Here is a 21,148-nt window from a genome sequence, read left to right as displayed (position 1 = left end):
CTTTTGATTAAGATATCGAAAATTTCATCTTCTTCACTTTTTTTCGCAAAGAATTAACGTTTAAATATCTTATTTTATACTTCTAATGGCTTTATCAATTTTACTAGCCAGTGCCAGATGATCTCCAGCTGAGTTTTTACTGAGTACATTACTCATCAAGCATACCATATAATTAGAACCATCTGAATGCTCTACAATGGCAACTGAATTCATATAATTAAAAACATTGCCCTTGTATTTGCCACATGAAGCATCTTTAGTTTTATCGCATTTGTATAAACTTCCAGACTTGAAATATACTGCTGCATCTCTCAATTCTGGAGCTTGGGCATACCGAATTCTTCTATCGGTCATATACATTAGGCGTTTTATCTCCAGGCTTGATTTTTCATCTACAACCTTTCCTTGTTCTAATTGCAACATCCACTTCATCAATCCTAACGGCGAACCTATACTACCGCCCTTACTTCCTACATATGGATTAACACCTCGTGTAAAAAATGTACCTAATCGCCACTCGTCTTCTGTAATCCCTAATTTTCGCAAGGGCTCATTGGCAACCTTAATAGCTAGGTCGGTAATGTCGTTTTTCGGACCTTTTTTAAAATAGGCATCAGCATCTTCCTGAGTCATTGTAGGATATTTATCACCAAAGGCTGCCATTAAAAGTGCCTCACGCCATACCACACTCGCCGCTCCATTATTGCTTACCGATAAGGCATGGTCTGCCCATTCAAATAAAGAGAACACATCGCTCGCAACAGCTTGTCGTTTTACCAGTTTATTGGTGGCAATATCAAAAACGGGTATGGTATGCTCATCAGTTAATACCCAATTACCGCCTTTTACCATTTTAGATTTTAATAGCTCCACCCGTTTATTGTAATCATTAGGATAAATTTTAGCAAGTTGGTCAAAAAGTGCAGTAACCACTACTAATTTCCCCACACTTCCAGGTTGATACCCTCTGGTTTCGTTTTGCTGTGCGTAGCGCAATTTTTCAGCATTAGTGATATCAAGTACGGTAACAGAATAACTTTTATCCAATCGGGGAAATAAGGCATTTATTTTCTTTTGAAGCATTTCATCTTCTACCAAAACATCCTGGGAGCTGTATTGCTTTTGTGAAAGCAAATTCAACTTTATATCATTGATACTTTTGTATGCTCCTGCTGGTAATTTAGCATCTGGCAGGTCACCGGAAAGAGCGAGTTGTAAACGTTTTAATCGTTTAATACCTGAATATTGATACCCATCTATGGGATATATAGTATCGTTTACAGGTATGGTGAACGCCATACATAAAAGTGCTAATGGGATGATTTTTAAAAGTTTCATTCTCTTATAATTTTGTGCTTAACGCAATTTCTTGATTAAGATTTATGCTTGGGGTAATGGATTGTAAATATGCTGATCCTAGGGCATGCTTGTTTTCTACAAATGGACGTATTTGAAACAACCATAGCTCATTGTTTTTAAAACCCAATTCTACATCGTAAGCACCTTTATAATCCGATTTGGTTTTCTTAGCGAGTGTTTTTCTTATGCTTGTTGACAATGTTATGATATCTTCTATATTTTTAGCATTGAGAATAGGTTTTTCGAAAGTAGCTATTTTTCTTCCTGTTCCCCCTGTTAAAGGTAAAGTATTGTGATAGGATTCACGTGCTGGTGCAATGAGTTGGTAACTTCCATCTGCTTTAATGGTATAAGATTCTGCAGCTTGACCATCTACGGCACCGCCAGCACCACGGCTAAAGGCAATGGTTAAATCGGAATCATTTCCAGAAACAATACCTTTCGTAATAAGTACACCGCTATAATCTACATCTACTGATGGAATGACAAGGATAGACGGAAATACATTCTCAGGATTTAACAAATAGGTTTGTCGCCATTTAAAACTACGCTCAGAATATGGTGACGCCCATACATCACGAATCCCTTGTAAAATCTTTTCTTTTATTACGGCATTGAATATGGTCAGGTTCAAACCTGCACCCGTAAAATCCTTAAGGTCTTCCATATTGGTATCGCTTCTTAAAAAGACTGGAACGCTACCCAATGGTTTTCCGAAAATCGTTTGAAATGAGGTCTCTATTTCCTTCAAAAAATCAGCTTGCAAAGGCATTGTCTTGATAGCTGCCCTTAGAATTTCCAATTGTCGCAACTGATAGTTTTCTACTTCTTTTTCCGAAATTCCTTGTTTTCGCTTAGATGCTGCTGCTTCAAACGTATCATTTAAAAAATTCCAGTAACTCTTATTATATCCAGACATAGGTTGGTCCATATGTGCTCTAAAAATCCCGAAAGGAATCACAAAACCTTCTATCACCTTGTCTGGAAACATGGCTTTTAATTGACCCAAATTTGCTGCTTTGGGGCCACATAACTTACCCGAATCTTTTGCATCAACCTCTCGTAGATTTACGATTTTAGATTGTTTGAGTTCTAGATTTTTTACGGGTACCAAAATTTTCTCTTCATTCCGTACCTTTTTTGTAAAAAGTGCCTTTTCGTCTGCCGTCATTTTTGAAGCTTCTTTCAAAATAACAGTACCTCTATTGGATACCGCATAAAATACCTCTTTACCATTAAATGCTTTGAGGTCGTTTAAATTTTCGTCGGACAGTGCTGCGTTGGGAATACCTAAGTTTCTAGCCAATAATTGTACATGGGAGACCAGATTCCCTTCATTTACCGTAGCAATACCTGCCACCGGTTTTAAATCTGATGGTGCCCGCTCGAAAATATATATCTTACTACTTGAAACTTCTACAGCATCAAGATTTTCAGAAATAACCACTAATTCACCAAAAGCATAACCCGGATTTAATCCACGAAAACTACTTTGATTACTTAGTGAAAACACACTGTTCGATATGGCTGATTCTTTGGCTATAAAAACACCTAAATCGCCTACGGCTTTACCAAGTTGCAGTGCTATAGAAGAACGAATACGATCGTCTATAAAACTATATGCTTTAGGCTCAAAAGTACTATACTCGTTAACGACATCTTGATAGGTCGCTTTTACCATTGCAGCACTCCATTCCACCACACTACGGGCAGTCTGTAATTTTTGATTGAGTTGACCCAGTGTTATTTTATCGGAACTAGCTGGATTTAAAATAGGCTGTACCTGTCCCCACTCCCAGAGTTCAATACTTCCACTTCCAGCAGATGCCATAGTTAAAGCGTAAACTTTTTCTAATTGCTCTTTCAGCGTTTCAGGCTGCCATTGCAAGGATGTTTTAAAAACAATGCCCTGTAACTGGTTAGCAATGTCTAATAACAACATACGCTGCGATGCGCTTTTTTCTTTGGTTATTTGTTTACGAATTGACAATAAAAGTTCGGCTGATGACGAAACAAACGCATTATGCTCTATGCCAATAGCATTATTATTAATATAGTTCTGAATGTTCTTTTTAACAGGACTTGTTATTGAGAGTCTTTTTGCTTTAACGGCAATTCCCTTTACATCAACTGGTTGGTGAAACTGTTGCATTGTTTGTATTAAAGCTTGAAACTTTTTAGACTGTGCCGCAGTAAGTTTTGAAGCATTTGTATTCACAAAAGCCATGGTTTTTTCAATATCAGATGGTTCAGGATTGCTATGTATTTTCACTCGTAAATCCATAAACCTCCCATACTGATCGGACAATACTTTAGATTCTGCTCTCATACGTTGCGAAAGGTCATCATCTCCTTTGTGTGGAATATCCTTTAAAGATTGCAGTACAAGAAAATAGTTTTTTTCAAGAATTTCATCTTTGCTTAGTAACCATTTATAAAAGTCAATACCCCATTGTTCTTCATCTTCTATTTGAATTGCCCCTCTGTAGTATTGTCCTTTTCTATTAACCCAACCATCATCAATGTGTGCTAAATATTTACCCAATTGATACTGCTTTAACCGAGAATGATTTTTTGAATCATCCCAAAAATCAGATTTATCTGTATAGGCTAGAATCTGCCCTAAATAAATATGATTAGATTTACCCAGAGCAACAACGGCATCTTTGTAAGTTGCATGTTGTATCCCACCTACAGTATCCAGACATGGGTCTTTCGCTCCACGTATAGTTCCATCTTTACAAAACCATTGTATAATTTTATAAGGGCCTCTAATATCATTTTTATACCCCTCTAATTGGACTTTAATCTTTTCAGGGGATAATTTTTGGGCATTTGTTTGTGCGCAAAATGAGAATATGACCAAAATAAATAATTCTAAAACTCTTTTTTTCATTGTCTCGTGTCTAGTTAACTGTTTAGACAAAAAAAAACTAACAGGTCACTTAAAAAAAAGTAATATTTTGGTGTATGGCGACCCTAAAATAGAAGTTAAGGGCTTAACCGATAAATCAAAAATCATTAAAAAATAAAGTTGAATCGCACTTTAAATAATAAAGTTGTTTTCACTTGGAGCTTCCTAAACAGGAAGCTTTTTTATGATAAAAGTATATGTAATAATACGACGTTTCTCTGCAAATTTATTTCTACTTTAAAAAACAAAATTTTACCCAAAGTATAATGACTACTGGTACAGAAAAATTTGAACGTCTTAAAACAATTCTCAAAGAAATCCTATTTTTTCTAATGTACAAGATGATGCCTTGACTAATATACTTAAAAACCTTAAACATAAGAAATGAAAAAAAGGTGACCTAAACCTTAAAAAACAGTCATAATATAAAAATATTATAAACTATTAAGATTATGTCAATTTCAAAATTATACGAATCAGAAACTCAAAAAAATAATATAGCCTATTTTGCAGCTATAGCTAATATTGCTACAGTAGATGGACGAATAAATGAAAAAGAATTTAACCTACTGTCTAAATTTGCAAGTAAGCTGGATATTAGTGAAGAACAGCTTAAAAATTTAATCGCCAACCCAAAGGGATACTCCATAACTCCTCCAAACTCTAAAAGTGAACGATTAGAATATCTATTCGATCTATTTAAAATGGTTTTTGCAGACCATGACATAGATGATGAGGAAATTAAACTGGTAAGACGTTATGCTATGGAATTAGGGTATACAAGTGATATAGCCAAAAGTATTGTAGAAAATTCTATAAAAATATTTAGAGGAGATGTTAGCTTTGAAGATTATCAGTACCTTGTAAATAAAAAACCCAATTAAAAAGGTTATTATGAAACACATTATGCTTATTGGAAATATAGACGGTAAGTCTGTAGATCTGTTACGATACGCTGGTAAATTCTGCAAAGACTTAAATTTGAAATTACATATTTTACAGATAACACCAAGTAATGAATCCATATTTATTTCATCACCTTATTACTATAATAAATCGGGTTTCATTTTTAATCAAGATGACTCTGTGAAAAAAAAGGAGCTAGAGGCTTTTGTAAATGAGCATACTAAAAACCTTATTGATTCTGAATGGGTATCTTGCAAACTGGTAAAAGGAAATATAGAGCATGCATTGGAGACATTTATAAATACAGAAAAGATAGATTTACTATTAACCAGCCAAGCTTTGTTTAAAAATAATGTAGGAGATAATGACGCTTTTAAACAAGTTCTACTAAATGTTTCTGAATCACCTACTTTGATTATTCCTGAAAATCAAAGCTATTGCAGATTTGAAAATATGGCCTATTTTTCAATCTTCATGAAAAAGGATTATGAGAATTTAAATTGGCTGACTAAGAGTTTTCCCGTAACGCCAATTAATTTAATTCATTTTTCGAAAGAACCAGATTCTATTTCAAATGAGAAATGGATTAAATTTTTAAAATCTGAGATTGAGCATAATCTGATTAGCTATCATAGAAAAGATGAAAAGCTTTTAGATTTTATTAAAAGAGAGTCTAATATTTTAACACCAGAGTATGGATGTATAGCTTTAACAACTCGTAAAAGAACTTTTTGGCAAAGAATATTCGATCCTAGTACTACATTAAATTTAATTACTAAAATTGAATCTCCAATACTCATATTTAAGTATAAGGATGTAAATTGAAAATTTAGCTCAGAAGTAATTCAATCTATTCCGGAAAAGTCTTGTATGCATAGATCTATTTTTGTAAAAAGTATTCTATCACTAACAAAACACCAATATTCTACAACCACTTTTTCCTTTTAAAATAGTAAAGCATCCCTAAAAAGATAAGAATCATAACTCCCCAGAGGGTATAATAGGCATATTTATATTTTAACTCTGGAATATTTTCAAAGTTCATCCCATAAATTCCAGCTATAAATGTTAATGGGATAAATATGGTAGCTATAATAGTTAATACCTTCATGACTTCGTTCATTTTATTGCTCAAAGTAGTAAGATGCATATCCATTAAGCCCCAGATGATTTCTCTATAAATATCTATATTTTCTGAAACTTGAATGATATGGTCATGCAAGTCTCCCAAGTATAAATGTGTTTTTTCTTTTACTAAAGTAGTATCTACTTTATTTAATCCACTAACCACTTCTCGCAAGGGGTAAACTGCTCTTCTAATTTTGAGTATTTCTCTTTTAAAATTTTGAATTTCAAAAGCAGTCTGGTTATTTTTCGATGTATTAAATAAACTGTCTTCTAATATTTCTGTTTTTTCACTCAAATTATCTATTAAAACAAAATAATTATCTACTATAACATCGATTAAAGCATATAAAAGGTAATCTGCGCCCATTTTTCTAACCACCCCTTTAGAAGTCCTTAGACGGTCTCTAATAGGTTCAAAGACATCGCCTTCGGACTCTTGAAAGGATAACATATAATCTTTACCTAAAACAAAACTTACGTGCTCAATTTTTAAATTGTTTTGATTGTCGAAGTGAAGCATCTTTAAAACAACAAAAACATAATCTTCATATTCGTCTAGTTTTGGACGTTGATGGGTGTTAACAATATCTTCGATTAAAAGTGGGTGCAATTCATAATGATTCCCAAGTTCTTTTATATCTTCTACGTTATTTAGACCATTTATATTAATCCAAGTAACATTGTTTTTGTCTTCATAAGAAAATATATCTTTTACATTATCTGTTCTTTCTTCTTTTAAAGTCTCATGGTTGTAATCAAAAATTTCAACATATAAATCCTTTTCTGTTTTCTTGCCCATATAGACAGCAGTACCAGGAGCTAGACCAATGTCTTTGCGTTTTAAAGGTTTTCTAGATTTCATTTTCTTTAATTTATTAATTCTATTCCTTTGTATAAAATTGTTGTATTAGGTATAGTGATAATTCGCTCGTCATCAGTTTTCATAAGTACATAAAACCCCGTAATATCCTTCACTGTTCCACAAAAATTTATTTCACTATCTAAAATTTTAATTCTACTACCTATACGCAATGGGTGATAAAAAAATAAAATAACACTAGCTGTTAAATTAGATAGCATAGACCATTGAGCAAAGAAACTAATACCAAGCACAGCTAAAACAGAGGAAGCAAAAAGACCAAATTGGTTAAAATCCACTCCTACTATTATTAGTATAACAAATAAAGCAATTAGATAATAAGAAGAGTAAATTAACCCACCAACTATTTTTCTTCTGTGAGGTTCAATAGATTTTAATAAAGAAAATCTTATAAGTGCTTTCTTAGTCAAGAAAACGACTAATGTTAATACTACGATTAACAATAATATTAATGCTAATTTTGTTTTTAAATCCATCTTGATAAAATAAAACTAATTTACGAATTAGTTTATTATCAAATTCTCTTTTGATTATTAATTATGTTTAAAATAATTTTGTTTGAAAATAAAAAGTGTATTATTTCTGAAAACACAAAATTTCATCTTAGTTGTAATTTATTTAAATGCATAATATTTGATTTTTATACATGTAATGTATGCCATGAGTATGATTAAAAAAGAAAACCTGCTCTTTTTTATAGAACAGGTTTTTACATTTGAAGAATTTAAAATTACTAGAGTTGAAACTGTACAATTTGTTCTTCTATTTCACATTTACGTTGCTCCAACGTGGATTGTAAATGCGAAGTTACTAACTTAATTAAATTGGTATTAGTAGTCTTAAATTCCAAATTGTGAGAATCTCTCAAGTAAAAAGAACTTGAATCGTCTTGATTGTAATTGAATTTGGTGAGTTCACTCAAGGTTTGTGTTAACCGTTCTCTTTGGGTTGCTAGTCCTCTTAGCTTTTCAAACTTCTGAATTCTGTCTTCTAGATTAATTACAGGTTTTTCTGTAATTGCCTTCTTGACTGGATTAACAGTTTTCCCAATAGCTTCTTTTGTCAATTTGCCCTTTACTTCTTTTTTAACTGTGGCATTTTGTCTTTTTACAGTTTCGTTTTGTTTCACTTTTGTTTCCATAATTTAAAAATTTTAGATTAAACAATATTTGAGCATCAACAAAACGGAAGCTAAAATCTCAGCTCAAAAGGAATCGGAATAAAAAGAGACGTAGGAACGGCTTTATGCCGAAGTCTTTTGATGGGAGTTTTTACGAGTTTATTTTTCGAATATATTGTATGAATATATCTCTTAATATTATTTTACCATATTTTACATATTTTAATGGAGTTACAATCAACATTAACTATATTTGAATTTTGAATGCAAATACATTCATTTAAGTTCATTATTTATTAGAAATCTTTTTGGTGCGTTATTCGGTGCGCCTAAACACTAAGCATAGTTTAAACTTTTGAATATCAAATAATTGAAATACAGGTTCGAGCCCCAGCCCGGTCACTGGAATAATTTATAGATTATTCAAAAAAAGCCTGAAAAATTAATGTTTTCAGGCTTTTTCGTTTTCCTTACTTTCAATTGATATCAAATGTTACGGATCATGCCTAATAGTGGATCATGCCTAATAGTTGTGTTTAAGCAAAAATTCTAGTTAATCTAAAGAGGAAGAATTCGGATCAAGATTAATTGTTGTGTTTATGATTAATTCAAAATTTCGCATTTTAAATTAATTATACTGTTTAATGATTTACTTTTCTTTGCTCGTCCAAAGAAAAGTAACAAAAGAAAGGACGCCCCTTCGTAGGAATTTCTTCTTTTGCTGTCGCTCAAGAAGAACCAAGCCCAAAATTTTGCGTCGCTCCATCGCTCTACCCAATGCTATGCTCCTGGTTTTCAAAATTTTGTTCTTTATTCTTACCAAGGGTCTGGGCTAGCCTCTTTGGTCTGTTCTTAACGATTATCTTAAAGCCTTGTAGAACGCAAGAAGAAGGATAATACCAGAGTGCTTTTAATCGTAAACAGCAAGACACCGTTTTTGCGAGGACAATAGGACGAAGCAATCTGTTTAATAAAGAACCCTTGGAGGTATTTATAAATAATATAAGGCTTATTAAGAGAAAGTAAAACACAGAATACGGATCACACACAACTTTTGTGCATGATCCCATTTCCTTTTAAAAATCTCCAACCTACATTAAAATTATAAACTGAACGACCACTATCTAACACTTCCCAAAACCCAGCTTTTGAAAAGGATTTTTTTTGGATGCTTATCCTATCTATTAGTGATAAAAGTTACTTTCTCTTGTGCAAATAAAAAAACAAATGGCAGTAATAAATTACATATCGGCAAAAAATAGAACTTCATGATTTAAGTATAATAATTAATTTATAATTTTTTAAATGCCCGTAATCAATCATAAAGTGTTGCCAATTGATACGCTTTTTCCTTGAAAAGTCATCTTACTAATTATCTTTTCTAAACTCATCACGATAGAGCCCCATTTTATCAAAGGGCACTGGTTTAAAGCCTTTTAATTTTTTATAAACTTCAGCATCTTCTTTTAGCATAAAATTCTCTTCTGCCATATTAACAAAACCAGGATCTTTAGTTGTTTGATAGTTATTAATGTTCTCAAAAATACCAGATTCACCTTTTGAAATTTTAATTGGATTTTTACTTCCTCCAAAAATGATGTTAGTAGAGAAAACATTGCGCCTTGCATTCATACCTTCCCATTTTTCTCCTGGAATAATCTCATTCATGAAGTTGCTAAGCTGAGGGTATCGATCACTATAGGGCGGTTCCTGTATATTTATATCTTTAAACAGTCGTTTTTCAAAAACCTTTCCTTTGCCAAATGCTATAGGAGCTCTTCCTTTATACCATGTATAATAATGTTGACTCAATACGACAGAATAGGAATGTGGTTCTATAATAATGTTATTTTTCATTGTTAAATCCCAACCTGTATTAGTGTACAAAATACCTCCTACAGTGTTCATTTTATAAAACACATTACCAATCACGGTAATACCAGATGAAGAGTCATCACAGTAAATCCCATTGTTGCCCATATCGGCATTTCCACAATGATGAAAATAATTATAACGTAAAATATGTCCCCTATCGCTTGGATCACGACCTATATACCAAGCAGATACATCATCTGCATGAAGCGTTACATGATGGATGTGATTATACTCAAAGATATGCTCATTGCCATGTGCATAAATAGCCTGAAAGTTTGAATTATATATTTCGCAATGTGCAATACGGTTTCCTACACCATCAATATTAATTCCTGACCAAAGAAATTTATTACGGCGGTTATAGTCATGTACCTTACAGTTTTCTACCACATTATTACCAGGAATCAAATCTCGCTTATTTCCTCCACTTAAATAAATACCACCACTACCTGTATTATATACATCACAACTCAATATTTTATGATTTTTACCTGCTTTTCTATCCCATGTTGTATTGGAATAAATATGTCCTTGTAAATTTCCGATTCTACGAGAAACTGGAACACCTTCATAATGCTCGTGTGTAATATATGGAACCGTTTGTTTTGCTCCTTGCCCCATAAAAATTCCACTTGTACCAATATTTCTAACGGTGCAACCGGCAATTAGGTTGTTTTGTCCACGCTCAAGATATATTCCCATTCCTCGTCCCACTTCTACAGTAAATCCTCTGAACACAATATGACTTGAACCTTCTATACTTACTACAGGATCTTCCAACATAGAAACTACAACTTTAGAATTCTTAAGATTGGAAGGAGGATAGAAATATAATATTCCTGCTTCTCTATCTACATACCATTCTCCAGGCATATCAATTTCATCTAGAATATTTAAGGCTACATAATGATTGTAAGGCTTTTTGTTTCCTACACCGTACATATGCGGATAAGCTAGTTTTACTCGTTTATTCTCAGCATTAATAGATTCTACCAATATCTTATCATCAGCATATCCATTTTTAAAAGTTCCCTGAAACCAAATATCTTTTTGTCCTGCCCAAACTTCATGCCGTTCATCTGAATATTCAAAAACAGCACCTCGTTCTGAGTAGTCTCCTGAACGTGGTGTTGAACCACCATCAATTACATTTCCTATTTGAATATAACCTGTGTTGGGATAACGCGCCAAAGTCATTGCTTCCTCATTATAAAAAAGTTCTAAAGGAGCAGGACAAACAGAAAGTGCATGCCCATATTGTTGATGCCTTCCATAATCAGTGATACCCAATTCTTTTAGATTTACCTGATAAATTTTTGATGCAACCTCCTTTCTGAAACGTGCTTTAATATTTTTGTTAGTAACTTTTTTAAACTGGTTTTGTGGAATTTGTATTCCTCCTGAAAGCGTAACCTTTTCTCCTTCAACTGCTCGCCATATCACTGGACGCCCTGGTTGACCAGAATCATTTTCATTTAAAGCGAAAGATTCTGAAAACTCATATTCCCCACCTGAAACCCAAACTGTAAACCCTTTATCTGGATAAGGATTTGTTGTTTTATAATGACGGATTAAGTCCCTAGCTACTTCAAAACTAGCAACTGGTTTATCTTTAGTACCCGGATTAGTGTCATTTCCATTCAAGGATACATAAAAGGATTTTCCAAGTTCGGAATGAAGGGTTTGATTTACTTGACCAAATACCTGAATGGAAAGCATCAAAACTACAATTATCGATTTAAGCTTCATTTTAATTCTATTTGCTATCATTTTTTTTCATTTGGGTTCGGTTCAGAGGCATGCCTCTTTATTCCTTAATGACAATCAATACTCTTTGATTATTGACTAATATTCTTAATCTTAAAGGTCCAAGCAAAATTGCAAGGGACTTCTGATATTGTCAAAGGAGGAACATTGATAACAATATTTCCCCCTTGTTTTTTCCATTCAAGAGGTTTATCGTATCCTAACATTTCAACACCTTCAACTATTTCTGTATCCAAATCCTTTATTATCAATTTACCCTTCGGATATACAGGGCAAATACAGTATAAATCGTTTTCCTTTTGGGTAAAGAAAACCTCTTTGCTAGCCATACCTTCTTTAGGCTCTACAGTTAAAGCCATGACATCATATTCTGCCTTAAAGCCCCCCCTAACTTCACTTGGCTTTTTACCTGCACTCCACTGACAAGTTCTCCCAAAAGTTTTAGTGCCATATATGGCTTCTCCATTTACATCAAGCCAATCTCCAATATCGATTAAACGTTGCTGCATAATAACTGGAATTAAACCATCGGCTCTTGGGCCTATATTTAGCAAGAGATTTCCGCCTCGACTAACAATATCAATCAATACATAGACCAGCTCTTGAGAGGTTTTGTAATCTTCGAGATTTTCAATGCGGTTATAACCAAACGAATGCCCAATACCACGATTTTCCTCCCAGGGCTTATCTATATTGTCAAAACCAGAACCATACTCCGTTGTGTAGTATCCTCCATGCTCTCCTCTAACTTGCCCCCAACGATCATTAATTACAACTTCATCTTTATTTGGGGCATTATTGAATAACCAAGCTAACAGTGGTCTTGTTTCCCAAAGATCATCATTCATCCACCAATCACCATCGGAAAAAATTAATGAAGGCTGATAATTATTTACAATCTCTTTGAATTGAGGGTACATTACTTCATGAATGTATTTTGACAACCCATCCATTGACTCTTTAACTTCTTTATTACTAGACTTTGAGTGTGCTTCGATGTTATTCAAATCAACGGCCAAAGTACCAGATTTCAGTGCTTCTTGCTGTTCTGCAGACCAATACGGGTTGTACCAATCCCAGATACTATAGTATAAGCCCATTTTAATTCCTTCTGCACGCACCGCATTGGTTAGTTCACCTACCAAATCTCTTTTGGGACCACTTTCTACGGAGTTCCAAGGAAGTCCGAAACTTTTGCTTGCTTCCTTACTTGGCCACAAACAATACCCATCATGATGTTTAGAGGTAAGTACCACATATTTGGCTCCCGACTTCTTAAAAACTCCAGCCCACTGTTTTGCATCAAATTCATGGGTGGTAAATAAATCCCTGAAATCGGAATACTTAAAATCCGCCCCATATACCTTGTCCTGATAGGACTTTGCAGCTAAGTGTCGAATTGAGTCATGTTTACTTGACTTTTCATTTAACACTTTCTTTAAATGATTTCCATACCATTCTGCATAATTACCTTTTGCCGTGTAGCCAGGTACTGAATAAAGCCCCCAGTGAATAAATATGCCAAACTTGGCATCGCTAAACCATTCTGGGTCTTTTCTGCTGTCCAATGATTCCCAAGTAGCTTCATATATTTTCTGTGCTGTAATTTGTTGCATAGCAAATACAATAAGCATAATCAATGTTAATTTTTTCATTTTATATTTCTTTATTAATTGCTAAACTTTAATACTTATTCATTTGTTGAAAAGAAAACTTCTCTTCCGTTTTTAAGTACACGTTTTTCTCCTTTTACTTCAACCTTACCTTTTAAACGGATATCGATGCAGGAAGCTCCAACTTTAAACTCGTAAATACCTGGTTTTATAATCCATTCTTCATTTTTGAATTGGGTTAATTGTTGAAGAGATACTTTGAATCTGATACGTTTTTCTTCGTTTGCTTTTAAGTCAACTCTGTTAAAACCCTTTAGTTGAATAGGTTTTAAGCCCAGTTCTTCATTTTCTGGAGATACATAAAGCTGCACAATTTCTGCTCCATCTATTTCTCCAATATTTTTAACCTTCAAGGAAATCATTATATATTCATCTGTTACCTTGGCCTTTTTCTGAATTTTTAAATCGCTGTACTCAAATTTGGTGTAAGAAAGACCATAACCAAAAGGATATTGAATCTCTGTGTTTTCATATCCATTTTTATAATTATTTTCCGTTTTACTTTCATTAGCTGGGTAGGTAACACATAATTTACCTGAAGGGTTTACATTTCCTACTAAGATGTCGGCAATCGCATTACCACCTTCTTCTCCCGGGTACCATGCTTGAACAATTGCAGCACATTTATCTTCAAATTTGTTTACAAGTTGCTGACGACCTCCAAAAACAACCAGAACTACAGGTTTACCAGTATCAACAAGCTTTTGCACAAATTCTTCTTGTTCTCCGGGTAAGCGTATTCCTTTACGCAAACGGCCTTCGCCACAGAGGTATATGTTTTCACCCACAGCAGCGATAATGACATCACTTTCGTTTGCCAATTTTAACGCACGTTGTAAATCTGGTTGTGGTAACCCTTTAAGGGTGTACATCTTTAGTTTACTTAATCGATCATCACCCAAACCGTCTGATTTTATTACCGCCTCCAATGGCTCGCTCCAGTCACAACCGCGTTCTTGCATAATCTCAACGTCATTACCTAACCTAGAACTCAACCCTTCGTGTAACGTAAACAATTTAGGATCTTCTGGGTCAAAGGTTTTACTCCACCAAAATGAAATCATAGATTGATAAGTATAATCACCTAAAAGACAATACGGTGTTGATCCATTGGGACCAAGTAAAGCGATATTCTTAATATCTTCTTTTAATGGTAATATGCCATTGTTCTTTAGCAACACAATCGACTGACTTGCAGATTTGTATGCTAAATCCCTAAAGGCTGGTGGGTCAAAATCTAAATCCCCATCTTTCCCAATTTGAGGATTTTCGTCTAACAATCCCAGCTTAGCTTTCATAATTAGTGAACGCTTTACCGCTGCATCTATAACATCTATAGAAATCATTCCTTCTTCTACTGCTTCAGGTAAAAATGGAAATCCCCAAGCATAAGACACTTCAATATCTGTTCCTGCCATCATAGCTTTAACAGCTGCTTCTTTTTCTGTTTTAGCTAAATCGCTTATTCCATGAAATAAACGAATTGCACCATAATCACTTATTACCACACCATCAAACCCAATATATGTCCTTAAAATATCAGTAAGCAACTCTTTACTGGCTACAACAGGTATATTTTTATATTTTCCATAAGATGGCATAACACTTTTGGATCCTGCTAACTTTATTATAGCTTCATGTGGCATAATATACTCTTCATATAACTCCTTAGGATTGCTATTTTGTGTCCCATATCCAGCAAAGTGTTTGGTGGTTGCTGCAACTCCTGTTCTAAAATCATTTCCCTGTAGACCATTAACAAAGGCTACCCCCATACGTGATGTCAAATAGGCATCCTCACCATAGCTTTCTTCAATACGCTCCCAATGTGCAGTCCTACTAATATCTACCATAGGTGATAATGCATAAGTTGCACCACCAGCTCGCATATTTATTCGTGTGGTATTAGCGCACTCTTCAATTAGTTCTGGATTCCAGGTACATCCCATACCAATTTGTTGAGGATATGTGGTGGCTCCTTTTGTTGCAAAACCGGTGATCGCCTCTTCGTGAAAAATAGCGGGAATTCCGGTTCGGGTTTCTGTCATTAACCAATCTTGTACCTCACGTACAAAATCTCTTAGTTCGTTAGGCGTGAATACAAGTTGCGACGAAAATTGACAAAAATGTCCCATACCAAGTGGCATTGCCTCTTTTGCCTTTTCAGGAGAGAACTTTCCATCTTCCATTATTTCACTGGGTCGGATACCTCGAATCTGAACAATTTTTTCCTCCAAGGTCATATCTGCCATGACTTGTGCTACTAAGGAATCTATTTCGGGTGTTGAATAGGGTGCTATCGAATAGCTAACTTCATTCTTTGTAGAATCACAGCTTGCTAACAAAACCAGCACTATTATATAAATGATATGCTTCATAAAATATATTACTTTAATTATCAATTTTGATATTAAATAGACCTAAACTTTTTTTATACGCTTTCTATTTATTCTTAAAACAATTTAGACTATTGAATTTTTAAACAATATGCCTCATTAAACGGATGTTCCACATGTCGAAATTGTCGTGATGATGAACCGTAGTTAAGAAAAACTTTGCTCCTCCCTTTTTATAAATAGATATTAAATAATCTGCATACTCAGATGTAAACTTTTCTGCTTTCCAGGTTTTAATCACATCTTTATATCCAAACTCTGAAGGATGTTCATAATTCTTGATATGGGATTCGTATTGTCCGCGACTTCCTGGCTGACCTTTAGGAATATACATCCCTTTAGCGTACCAATTGCCTTGTTCTGCTGCGGACTGAGGGTCCCAAAGCTTTCATACATTCTTATATTATCTCAATATTTAATTTGAATTTACGGTACTCTTACACTAGGAATAACACAAAAAATTACTTAATCAAAACCTGAATATCTTTTTCCCTATTCTTTGGGGTGACATTTAACCTCACCAACTTCCCTCCTTTTAATTCAGCTTCTACAACTGTATTATTTGGTGCATGCATTTTAAAGTGCACGTCCCAATCTTTTGGCCATGATGGAAATAACAGGATTTCTTTTCCATCTGTTTGCATCAACATTTCTTGCAAATTGACCATACCTGAACCTCCATGATCTACATCCGGTACCCAATCCGGGCCAGGCCCCCAAAATGCGGGAAAACGACGTGGGGCATCTGCTAATTTGATTTTTACCAAACGTTCGGCTTCTTCGGTTAATCCCATACGAGCCGCAAAAATTCCCACTTGGCTCCAGCACACTTCAAATTTTCTTTTTTCTTTAGATTCACCGTGCCAGTAAGTATTAATGGCCACATCCAAATCGGGTTTATTTATACCATAAATACTATAAGGATAAACCGTATATAACTCCGGCACCTCCTGATTGGCCACATATTCCCAGCTTTCGGCTGGTTTAATTACCTTATGGCCTTCTTTTTCATCGAATGTAATTTCGGGTACTCTTTCCAAAAATGACTGATAATATTTCTTTTCGTCTGTAGCAACCAATTCATCAGGTAGCATTATCATTCTTGGCAAAATAGCTTTTAATGCGGAAATGACATCGACCGGATTTTTAGCAATTTTATACATCTCAGCTGCTGTTGAGGGGTAAAAGACTAATTTTCCCTCTTTATCCAACGTCTCACCTGTTCTTTGCTTTTGACGGTATTGATAGTGCTCGTCAAAAAATTTCAACGAACTTTTTATAAATGGCAAGTACTTGTTAATATTTTCACCTGAAAACTGATAATAATCTAAAATCATTAAAGAGAATTCAAGCTGGTTTACATAGTGATGGTTAACATATTTGTTGGTTTGCACTCCAAATTCTGTTTCTGGTTGTCGTTTTCTGGCTCCTGATTCAAATCCCCAACCTCCCGCAAATGGTAAACCAAAGTTTTCGAGTTGCTCAGTAAAACAAGCGCCTTCGTGTCCCCAATATACTTTGGTACGGGCCTCTGCACTTGAAAGGATTCTTTCATAGTAATTAAATTGAGGTGGCATCATATCAAAATCACCACTTTTCAACATGGGCCAATATACCAAACGTTGATTTTGTGCTGTAAAACTTCCGCCTCCCCATTGCCTAAAATCCGGGGTCCAGTCAAACTCTTTTTCAGTAACAAAAACCGGATCTACCGTAAACAAGCTACCATTAAATTTACTGGGATAATCACCATATGCATTGCAACCTAACATATATCTAAATAACTGATAGTTACGCCCTACTTGCCATGCAGCATCACCTGTATCTGCTTTTTCCGTATTTATACCAATGTAGCTTCTTTCCCAGTATTTATGCCACCATTCCTTAGTTTTTCTTTTGGCATCTGCTGTATTTTTGGAGGTTTTTTCAACCAAATTTTGCACCTCTTTTTTCCATTCATCTGCCGAATCGCAAATATCGGTATGTAAATAAAGCTGAACAGTATTTGAAGTTGTTTTTTCTGAAGTTTTAAGATGCCAGGCCTTAAAGTTTGTTGAAACATATTTACCGTTCGAAGTACCCGCATCAACCATGCCTTCGCCTTTTAATATGCCTCCAAAAGTTCTTCCTTTTTGGGTATTGACAATCTGGTCTTTTACACCTTCTAATCCTTGTTGCTTAACACAGAAGTCATAAAGTAATCTATCTTCCCGATTGCAATGAAACCACATGACTTGATTATTATTTGCCTTAATTTCATCTTTATAGGTTTTTACTTCACCAGGATAATTTGTTAAACTAAAACTGGCATGACGCATACCTTTTGGAACAACGATATCTTCTGTTCTCCAAGATTCATAACTTGCTGTTACTTCTACAGGAATTGTACTTTCGGTTTCAATATGTACTACAGGATGAAAAACATCAACCCATAAATTCATGGTAATTTCATGGCCACCTTTTTTAGCCTTAATTATTATGTTTCCATCTTCTAAAACTAATTTTTGAGAAAACGAGTCACCGTCTTCAAACGGATTTGGCTCAACATTCATACGTACCCTACCATGTTTTAGCATTTGGTTATTCTCATCAAACGTTCCGGATTGCGAAACATAAAACAATAATTCGCCATTTTCGACCCAAACATTAAGTCCAACATCACCTCCTCCCAAAGGCATTGATTCGCTGGAGTTTTTACTTTGACTATGCCAAATAATGTTGTAATTGCTCAAATTCAACTTGGATGATTGCCCACTACATACTGTAACAATTAAAAGCAAAATACTAATTTTAAGTATTCCAAATATTCTCATATTTATAATTGTTTTTATTTGTAATTATTTAACATAATTGATGATTTAAATTACCTTATCTAAGCTATTTAACCATTAATTTCAAATATTTAAGACAGATGTTATTTAGCATCACCAAATTCTATAATCTCTTATAACTTTTCTGTGTTTTACACACAAGAAAATTTCTGTAATACATGCTTGGATTTAGATCAATAAAAACATAATTAATTCTGCCTAATTCCACAGATTTCCATCCTGTATAATGGGGTTTATGATTCTATAAAATTAATATCCAAAACTCCTAAGACAAATAGATTTTCCTATTATAATACTAGATTATTTTCTTGTTTAAAAAAGTTATAGTGAGAAAAAATGACTGTCTTTACAGGAAATAAATTCTCGAAGGAATCGCAATTGATCCATTTAGATTTTATAATAATTATCGTTTTTTTAGAAAAGTCAATATTACCTAACAATTTATACCTAAAATCACTTAAACAAAAAGCTTAATCACAAAATAAAAATGAACTAGCTATTTTTAAAAATGAGACCTGTTATGAAGCAGGTCCCATTTTAAACTAACTCAAACTAAACTAACAACTACTAAATAATTCTTTATTTAAAAAATAAATTATGGTTTTATCTTCTTAATTATACCCAGGGTTTTGTTCTAAAACTGCTTCGGTATTTGTTATGATTTCACTAATGGGTATAGGCCATAAATTTTGAGTATCATTAATTATAAATGATTCATATTGCCCATTGTGCATAGGGTTATGTTGTCTTACTCTTTCAACTATTTTACCCATTCTCATAAGTGTAAGTAGTCTGAATTCTTCAGTAAAAAGCTCTCTAGCCCTTTCATCTAACAAATAATCCATATCTACATCGGCTTCCATTACAGGATCTGCATTAACTCTAGCTCTAACCGCATTAATATCAATGGCTGCACTTGCTTGATCTCCTTTTAATATATATGCCTCTGCTCTTAATAAATAAGTTTCTGCAAGCCTCATCATATATCTATCATTAAATGTACTACCCGCTCCATTATTTGTTTCTCCTGTTTCAGGGTCTGCAATAACATCGTCAGGGAAATTACCTATTGGGTTACTTTTTGCGAAAATCGCACTCCACCACCTATTAATTGTATTAGGATAATTATCAATTGCTCCACTAGCCACCATCATTTGTCCAAAGTATGCGGAATTTGGATTATCTACAACCACATCACGAATAATATTATATTCTGAATTTCGCATATCGTTATTAGAGTTTGCCCAAACTTGATTCAACATATAATCTGAAGCGGCCCACCAACCTATACCACGACCACCATTTTGACTTGAATGGCTGAAAAATATATTTTCTCCATTATCATCCTTTAACTGCCAATACAAGGGTGCTAAAAATCGGGCAAAATTATCTGGGTCACCTCCTCCTAGAGCAAGGTGTTCATATTGAGCAACCCAAATGGCTTCTCTATTTACTGAGCTTCCTTCTTTACCTCTATTGACATTACCTCTTCTAAACAGATCCCAATATACATCTCCTGGTTCTGAGATTCTTGACCCAAAACGTTGTGTCATTAATTCATAATTTGGATTATCGATAACCGCCGTAGCCGCAGCAATAGCCTTATCATACTCTTGATTAATAATGTACATCTCTGCTAAAAGATGATTAGCCGCTCCTTTAGATATTCTTCCATCTTGTTCCACTTCATCAGCATCCGGTAAATTAAGAACAGCTTCTTCAAGATCATTAATAACCTGAGCAAACACATTAGCCTGGGTATCTCTTACAAAATCTCTCTTAGGAGCCGTTATTTCTTCCAGTGATAGAGGTACTCCACCATATAAAATCCCCAAAGTTCTATAAGCTAAAGCCCTAAAAAACTTAGCTTCTCCTATTTTAGCATTACGTGCAGCCTCAGAAGGGTATTCTACGGCACCAATTCTTGATAGAATCGTATTCGCATTGGCTACTATTTTATATAAATTCTCCCACATCCATTCTACTTCACCTGTTTCTGGAGTTATTTTATCTGACCATGAGTTTAGCTGGTGTGTCGTCGCAATAGCATCGTACCCTACATCTGTAGTATAAAAAAAAGCAAAAGTATTTACAACACCTCCAACAAACACAGTCTGGCTATCTTTATACAACCTTACAATTGCCAAATCTATCTGATCTGGTGTTGTATATGAGTTTTCTGGCGAATAAAAATCAAAAGGTGTTTCTTCCAAAAATTCCTTTTCATTACAGGATACTAATATCACAGCTAAAAAAAGCACCTTTACTATATCTCTTATATTTTTCATAATTATTTTTT

The 21,148-nt window shown here is 34.2% G+C and carries 12 protein-coding genes and 1 pseudogene; 2 read left to right on the top strand and 11 right to left on the bottom strand.

Annotated elements, in window-relative coordinates; genetic code table 11:
* Nucleotides 1–69: 69 nt before the first annotated feature.
* The gene (locus tag Q4Q39_RS20320) at nt 70–1,338 is read right to left on the bottom strand and encodes a serine hydrolase (protein WP_303284437.1); all 1,269 of its coding nucleotides are present in this window, start codon (nt 1,336–1,338) and stop codon (nt 70–72) included.
* A gap of 4 nt (nt 1,339–1,342) precedes the next feature.
* Nucleotides 1,343–4,255 carry a PEP/pyruvate-binding domain-containing protein gene (locus tag Q4Q39_RS20315; protein WP_303284436.1) on the bottom strand — a complete coding sequence of 971 codons (2,913 nt, stop codon included), beginning with the start codon at nt 4,253–4,255 and terminating at the stop codon, nt 1,343–1,345.
* 470 nt (nt 4,256–4,725) lie between these two features.
* Between Q4Q39_RS20315 and Q4Q39_RS20310 the strand changes: the two genes are divergently transcribed.
* Together Q4Q39_RS20310 and Q4Q39_RS20305 are read left to right on the top strand one after the other, a co-directional pair.
* On the top strand, nt 4,726–5,157 hold the full coding sequence (locus Q4Q39_RS20310) for a tellurite resistance TerB family protein (protein WP_303284435.1): 432 nt from the start codon (nt 4,726–4,728) through the stop codon (nt 5,155–5,157).
* A gap of 10 nt (nt 5,158–5,167) precedes the next feature.
* Nucleotides 5,168–6,004: a hypothetical protein gene (locus Q4Q39_RS20305; RefSeq protein WP_303284434.1), complete on the top strand. Its 837-nt coding sequence runs from the start codon at nt 5,168–5,170 to the stop codon at nt 6,002–6,004.
* Nucleotides 6,005–6,104: 100 nt separating this feature from the next.
* Here Q4Q39_RS20305 and corA read toward each other — a convergent pair whose 3' ends face one another.
* The 9 genes and pseudogenes from corA to Q4Q39_RS20260 form a co-directional block, all read right to left on the bottom strand.
* Complete coding sequence (gene corA / locus Q4Q39_RS20300) at nt 6,105–7,169, bottom strand: magnesium/cobalt transporter CorA (protein WP_303284433.1); 1,065 nt, start codon at nt 7,167–7,169, stop codon at nt 6,105–6,107.
* A gap of 5 nt (nt 7,170–7,174) precedes the next feature.
* Entirely contained in the window at nt 7,175–7,663 is a 489-nt protein-coding gene (locus tag Q4Q39_RS20295) for a mechanosensitive ion channel domain-containing protein (protein ID WP_303284431.1), read from the bottom strand.
* A gap of 257 nt (nt 7,664–7,920) precedes the next feature.
* Nucleotides 7,921–8,328, bottom strand: coding sequence for a hypothetical protein (locus Q4Q39_RS20290; RefSeq protein ID WP_303284429.1), 408 nt, complete (start codon nt 8,326–8,328; stop codon nt 7,921–7,923).
* Between the two features lie 1,347 nt (nt 8,329–9,675).
* Nucleotides 9,676–11,952 carry a right-handed parallel beta-helix repeat-containing protein gene (locus Q4Q39_RS20285; protein ID WP_303284427.1) on the bottom strand — a complete coding sequence of 759 codons (2,277 nt, stop codon included), beginning with the start codon at nt 11,950–11,952 and terminating at the stop codon, nt 9,676–9,678.
* Between the two features lie 68 nt (nt 11,953–12,020).
* Nucleotides 12,021–13,604 carry an alpha-L-fucosidase gene (locus Q4Q39_RS20280; RefSeq protein ID WP_303284425.1) on the bottom strand — a complete coding sequence of 528 codons (1,584 nt, stop codon included), beginning with the start codon at nt 13,602–13,604 and terminating at the stop codon, nt 12,021–12,023.
* A 35-nt stretch (nt 13,605–13,639) separates the two neighbouring features.
* On the bottom strand, nt 13,640–16,000 hold the full coding sequence (locus Q4Q39_RS20275; RefSeq protein ID WP_303284424.1) for a glycoside hydrolase family 3 N-terminal domain-containing protein: 2,361 nt from the start codon (nt 15,998–16,000) through the stop codon (nt 13,640–13,642).
* A 100-nt stretch (nt 16,001–16,100) separates the two neighbouring features.
* A pseudogene (locus Q4Q39_RS20270) lies at nt 16,101–16,388 on the bottom strand (alpha-L-fucosidase); the annotation flags it as partial.
* A gap of 91 nt (nt 16,389–16,479) precedes the next feature.
* Nucleotides 16,480–18,831 (bottom strand): DUF5703 domain-containing protein, encoded by a 2,352-nt coding sequence (locus Q4Q39_RS20265; protein WP_303284422.1) that lies wholly within the window; start codon nt 18,829–18,831, stop codon nt 16,480–16,482.
* Nucleotides 18,832–19,460: 629 nt separating this feature from the next.
* Complete coding sequence (locus tag Q4Q39_RS20260) at nt 19,461–21,137, bottom strand: RagB/SusD family nutrient uptake outer membrane protein (protein WP_303284420.1); 1,677 nt, start codon at nt 21,135–21,137, stop codon at nt 19,461–19,463.
* Nucleotides 21,138–21,148: the final 11 nt, after the last annotated feature.

Source organism: Flavivirga amylovorans (assembly GCF_030540875.1).
Classification (GTDB): Bacteria; Bacteroidota; Bacteroidia; order Flavobacteriales; family Flavobacteriaceae; genus Flavivirga; species Flavivirga amylovorans.
The sequence above is the reverse complement of the archived record's forward strand: the minus strand, read 5'-3'. Positions and strand labels throughout refer to the sequence as shown.

Excerpts from the sequence above, each read along its gene's own strand:
- Q4Q39_RS20320 (WP_303284437.1), bottom strand. The coding sequence starts at position 1,338 with ATGAAACTTTTAAAAATCATCCCATTAGCACTTTTATGTATGGCGTTC.
- Q4Q39_RS20315 (WP_303284436.1), bottom strand. The coding sequence starts at position 4,255 with ATGAAAAAAAGAGTTTTAGAATTATTTATTTTGGTCATATTCTCATTT.
- Q4Q39_RS20310 (WP_303284435.1), top strand. The coding sequence starts at position 4,726 with ATGTCAATTTCAAAATTATACGAATCAGAAACTCAAAAAAATAATATA.
- Q4Q39_RS20305 (WP_303284434.1), top strand. The coding sequence starts at position 5,168 with ATGAAACACATTATGCTTATTGGAAATATAGACGGTAAGTCTGTAGAT.
- corA (WP_303284433.1), bottom strand. The coding sequence starts at position 7,169 with ATGAAATCTAGAAAACCTTTAAAACGCAAAGACATTGGTCTAGCTCCT.
- Q4Q39_RS20295 (WP_303284431.1), bottom strand. The coding sequence starts at position 7,663 with ATGGATTTAAAAACAAAATTAGCATTAATATTATTGTTAATCGTAGTA.
- Q4Q39_RS20290 (WP_303284429.1), bottom strand. The coding sequence starts at position 8,328 with ATGGAAACAAAAGTGAAACAAAACGAAACTGTAAAAAGACAAAATGCC.
- Q4Q39_RS20285 (WP_303284427.1), bottom strand. The coding sequence starts at position 11,952 with ATGATAGCAAATAGAATTAAAATGAAGCTTAAATCGATAATTGTAGTT.
- Q4Q39_RS20280 (WP_303284425.1), bottom strand. The coding sequence starts at position 13,604 with ATGAAAAAATTAACATTGATTATGCTTATTGTATTTGCTATGCAACAA.
- Q4Q39_RS20275 (WP_303284424.1), bottom strand. The coding sequence starts at position 16,000 with ATGAAGCATATCATTTATATAATAGTGCTGGTTTTGTTAGCAAGCTGT.
- Q4Q39_RS20265 (WP_303284422.1), bottom strand. The coding sequence starts at position 18,831 with ATGAGAATATTTGGAATACTTAAAATTAGTATTTTGCTTTTAATTGTT.
- Q4Q39_RS20260 (WP_303284420.1), bottom strand. The coding sequence starts at position 21,137 with ATGAAAAATATAAGAGATATAGTAAAGGTGCTTTTTTTAGCTGTGATA.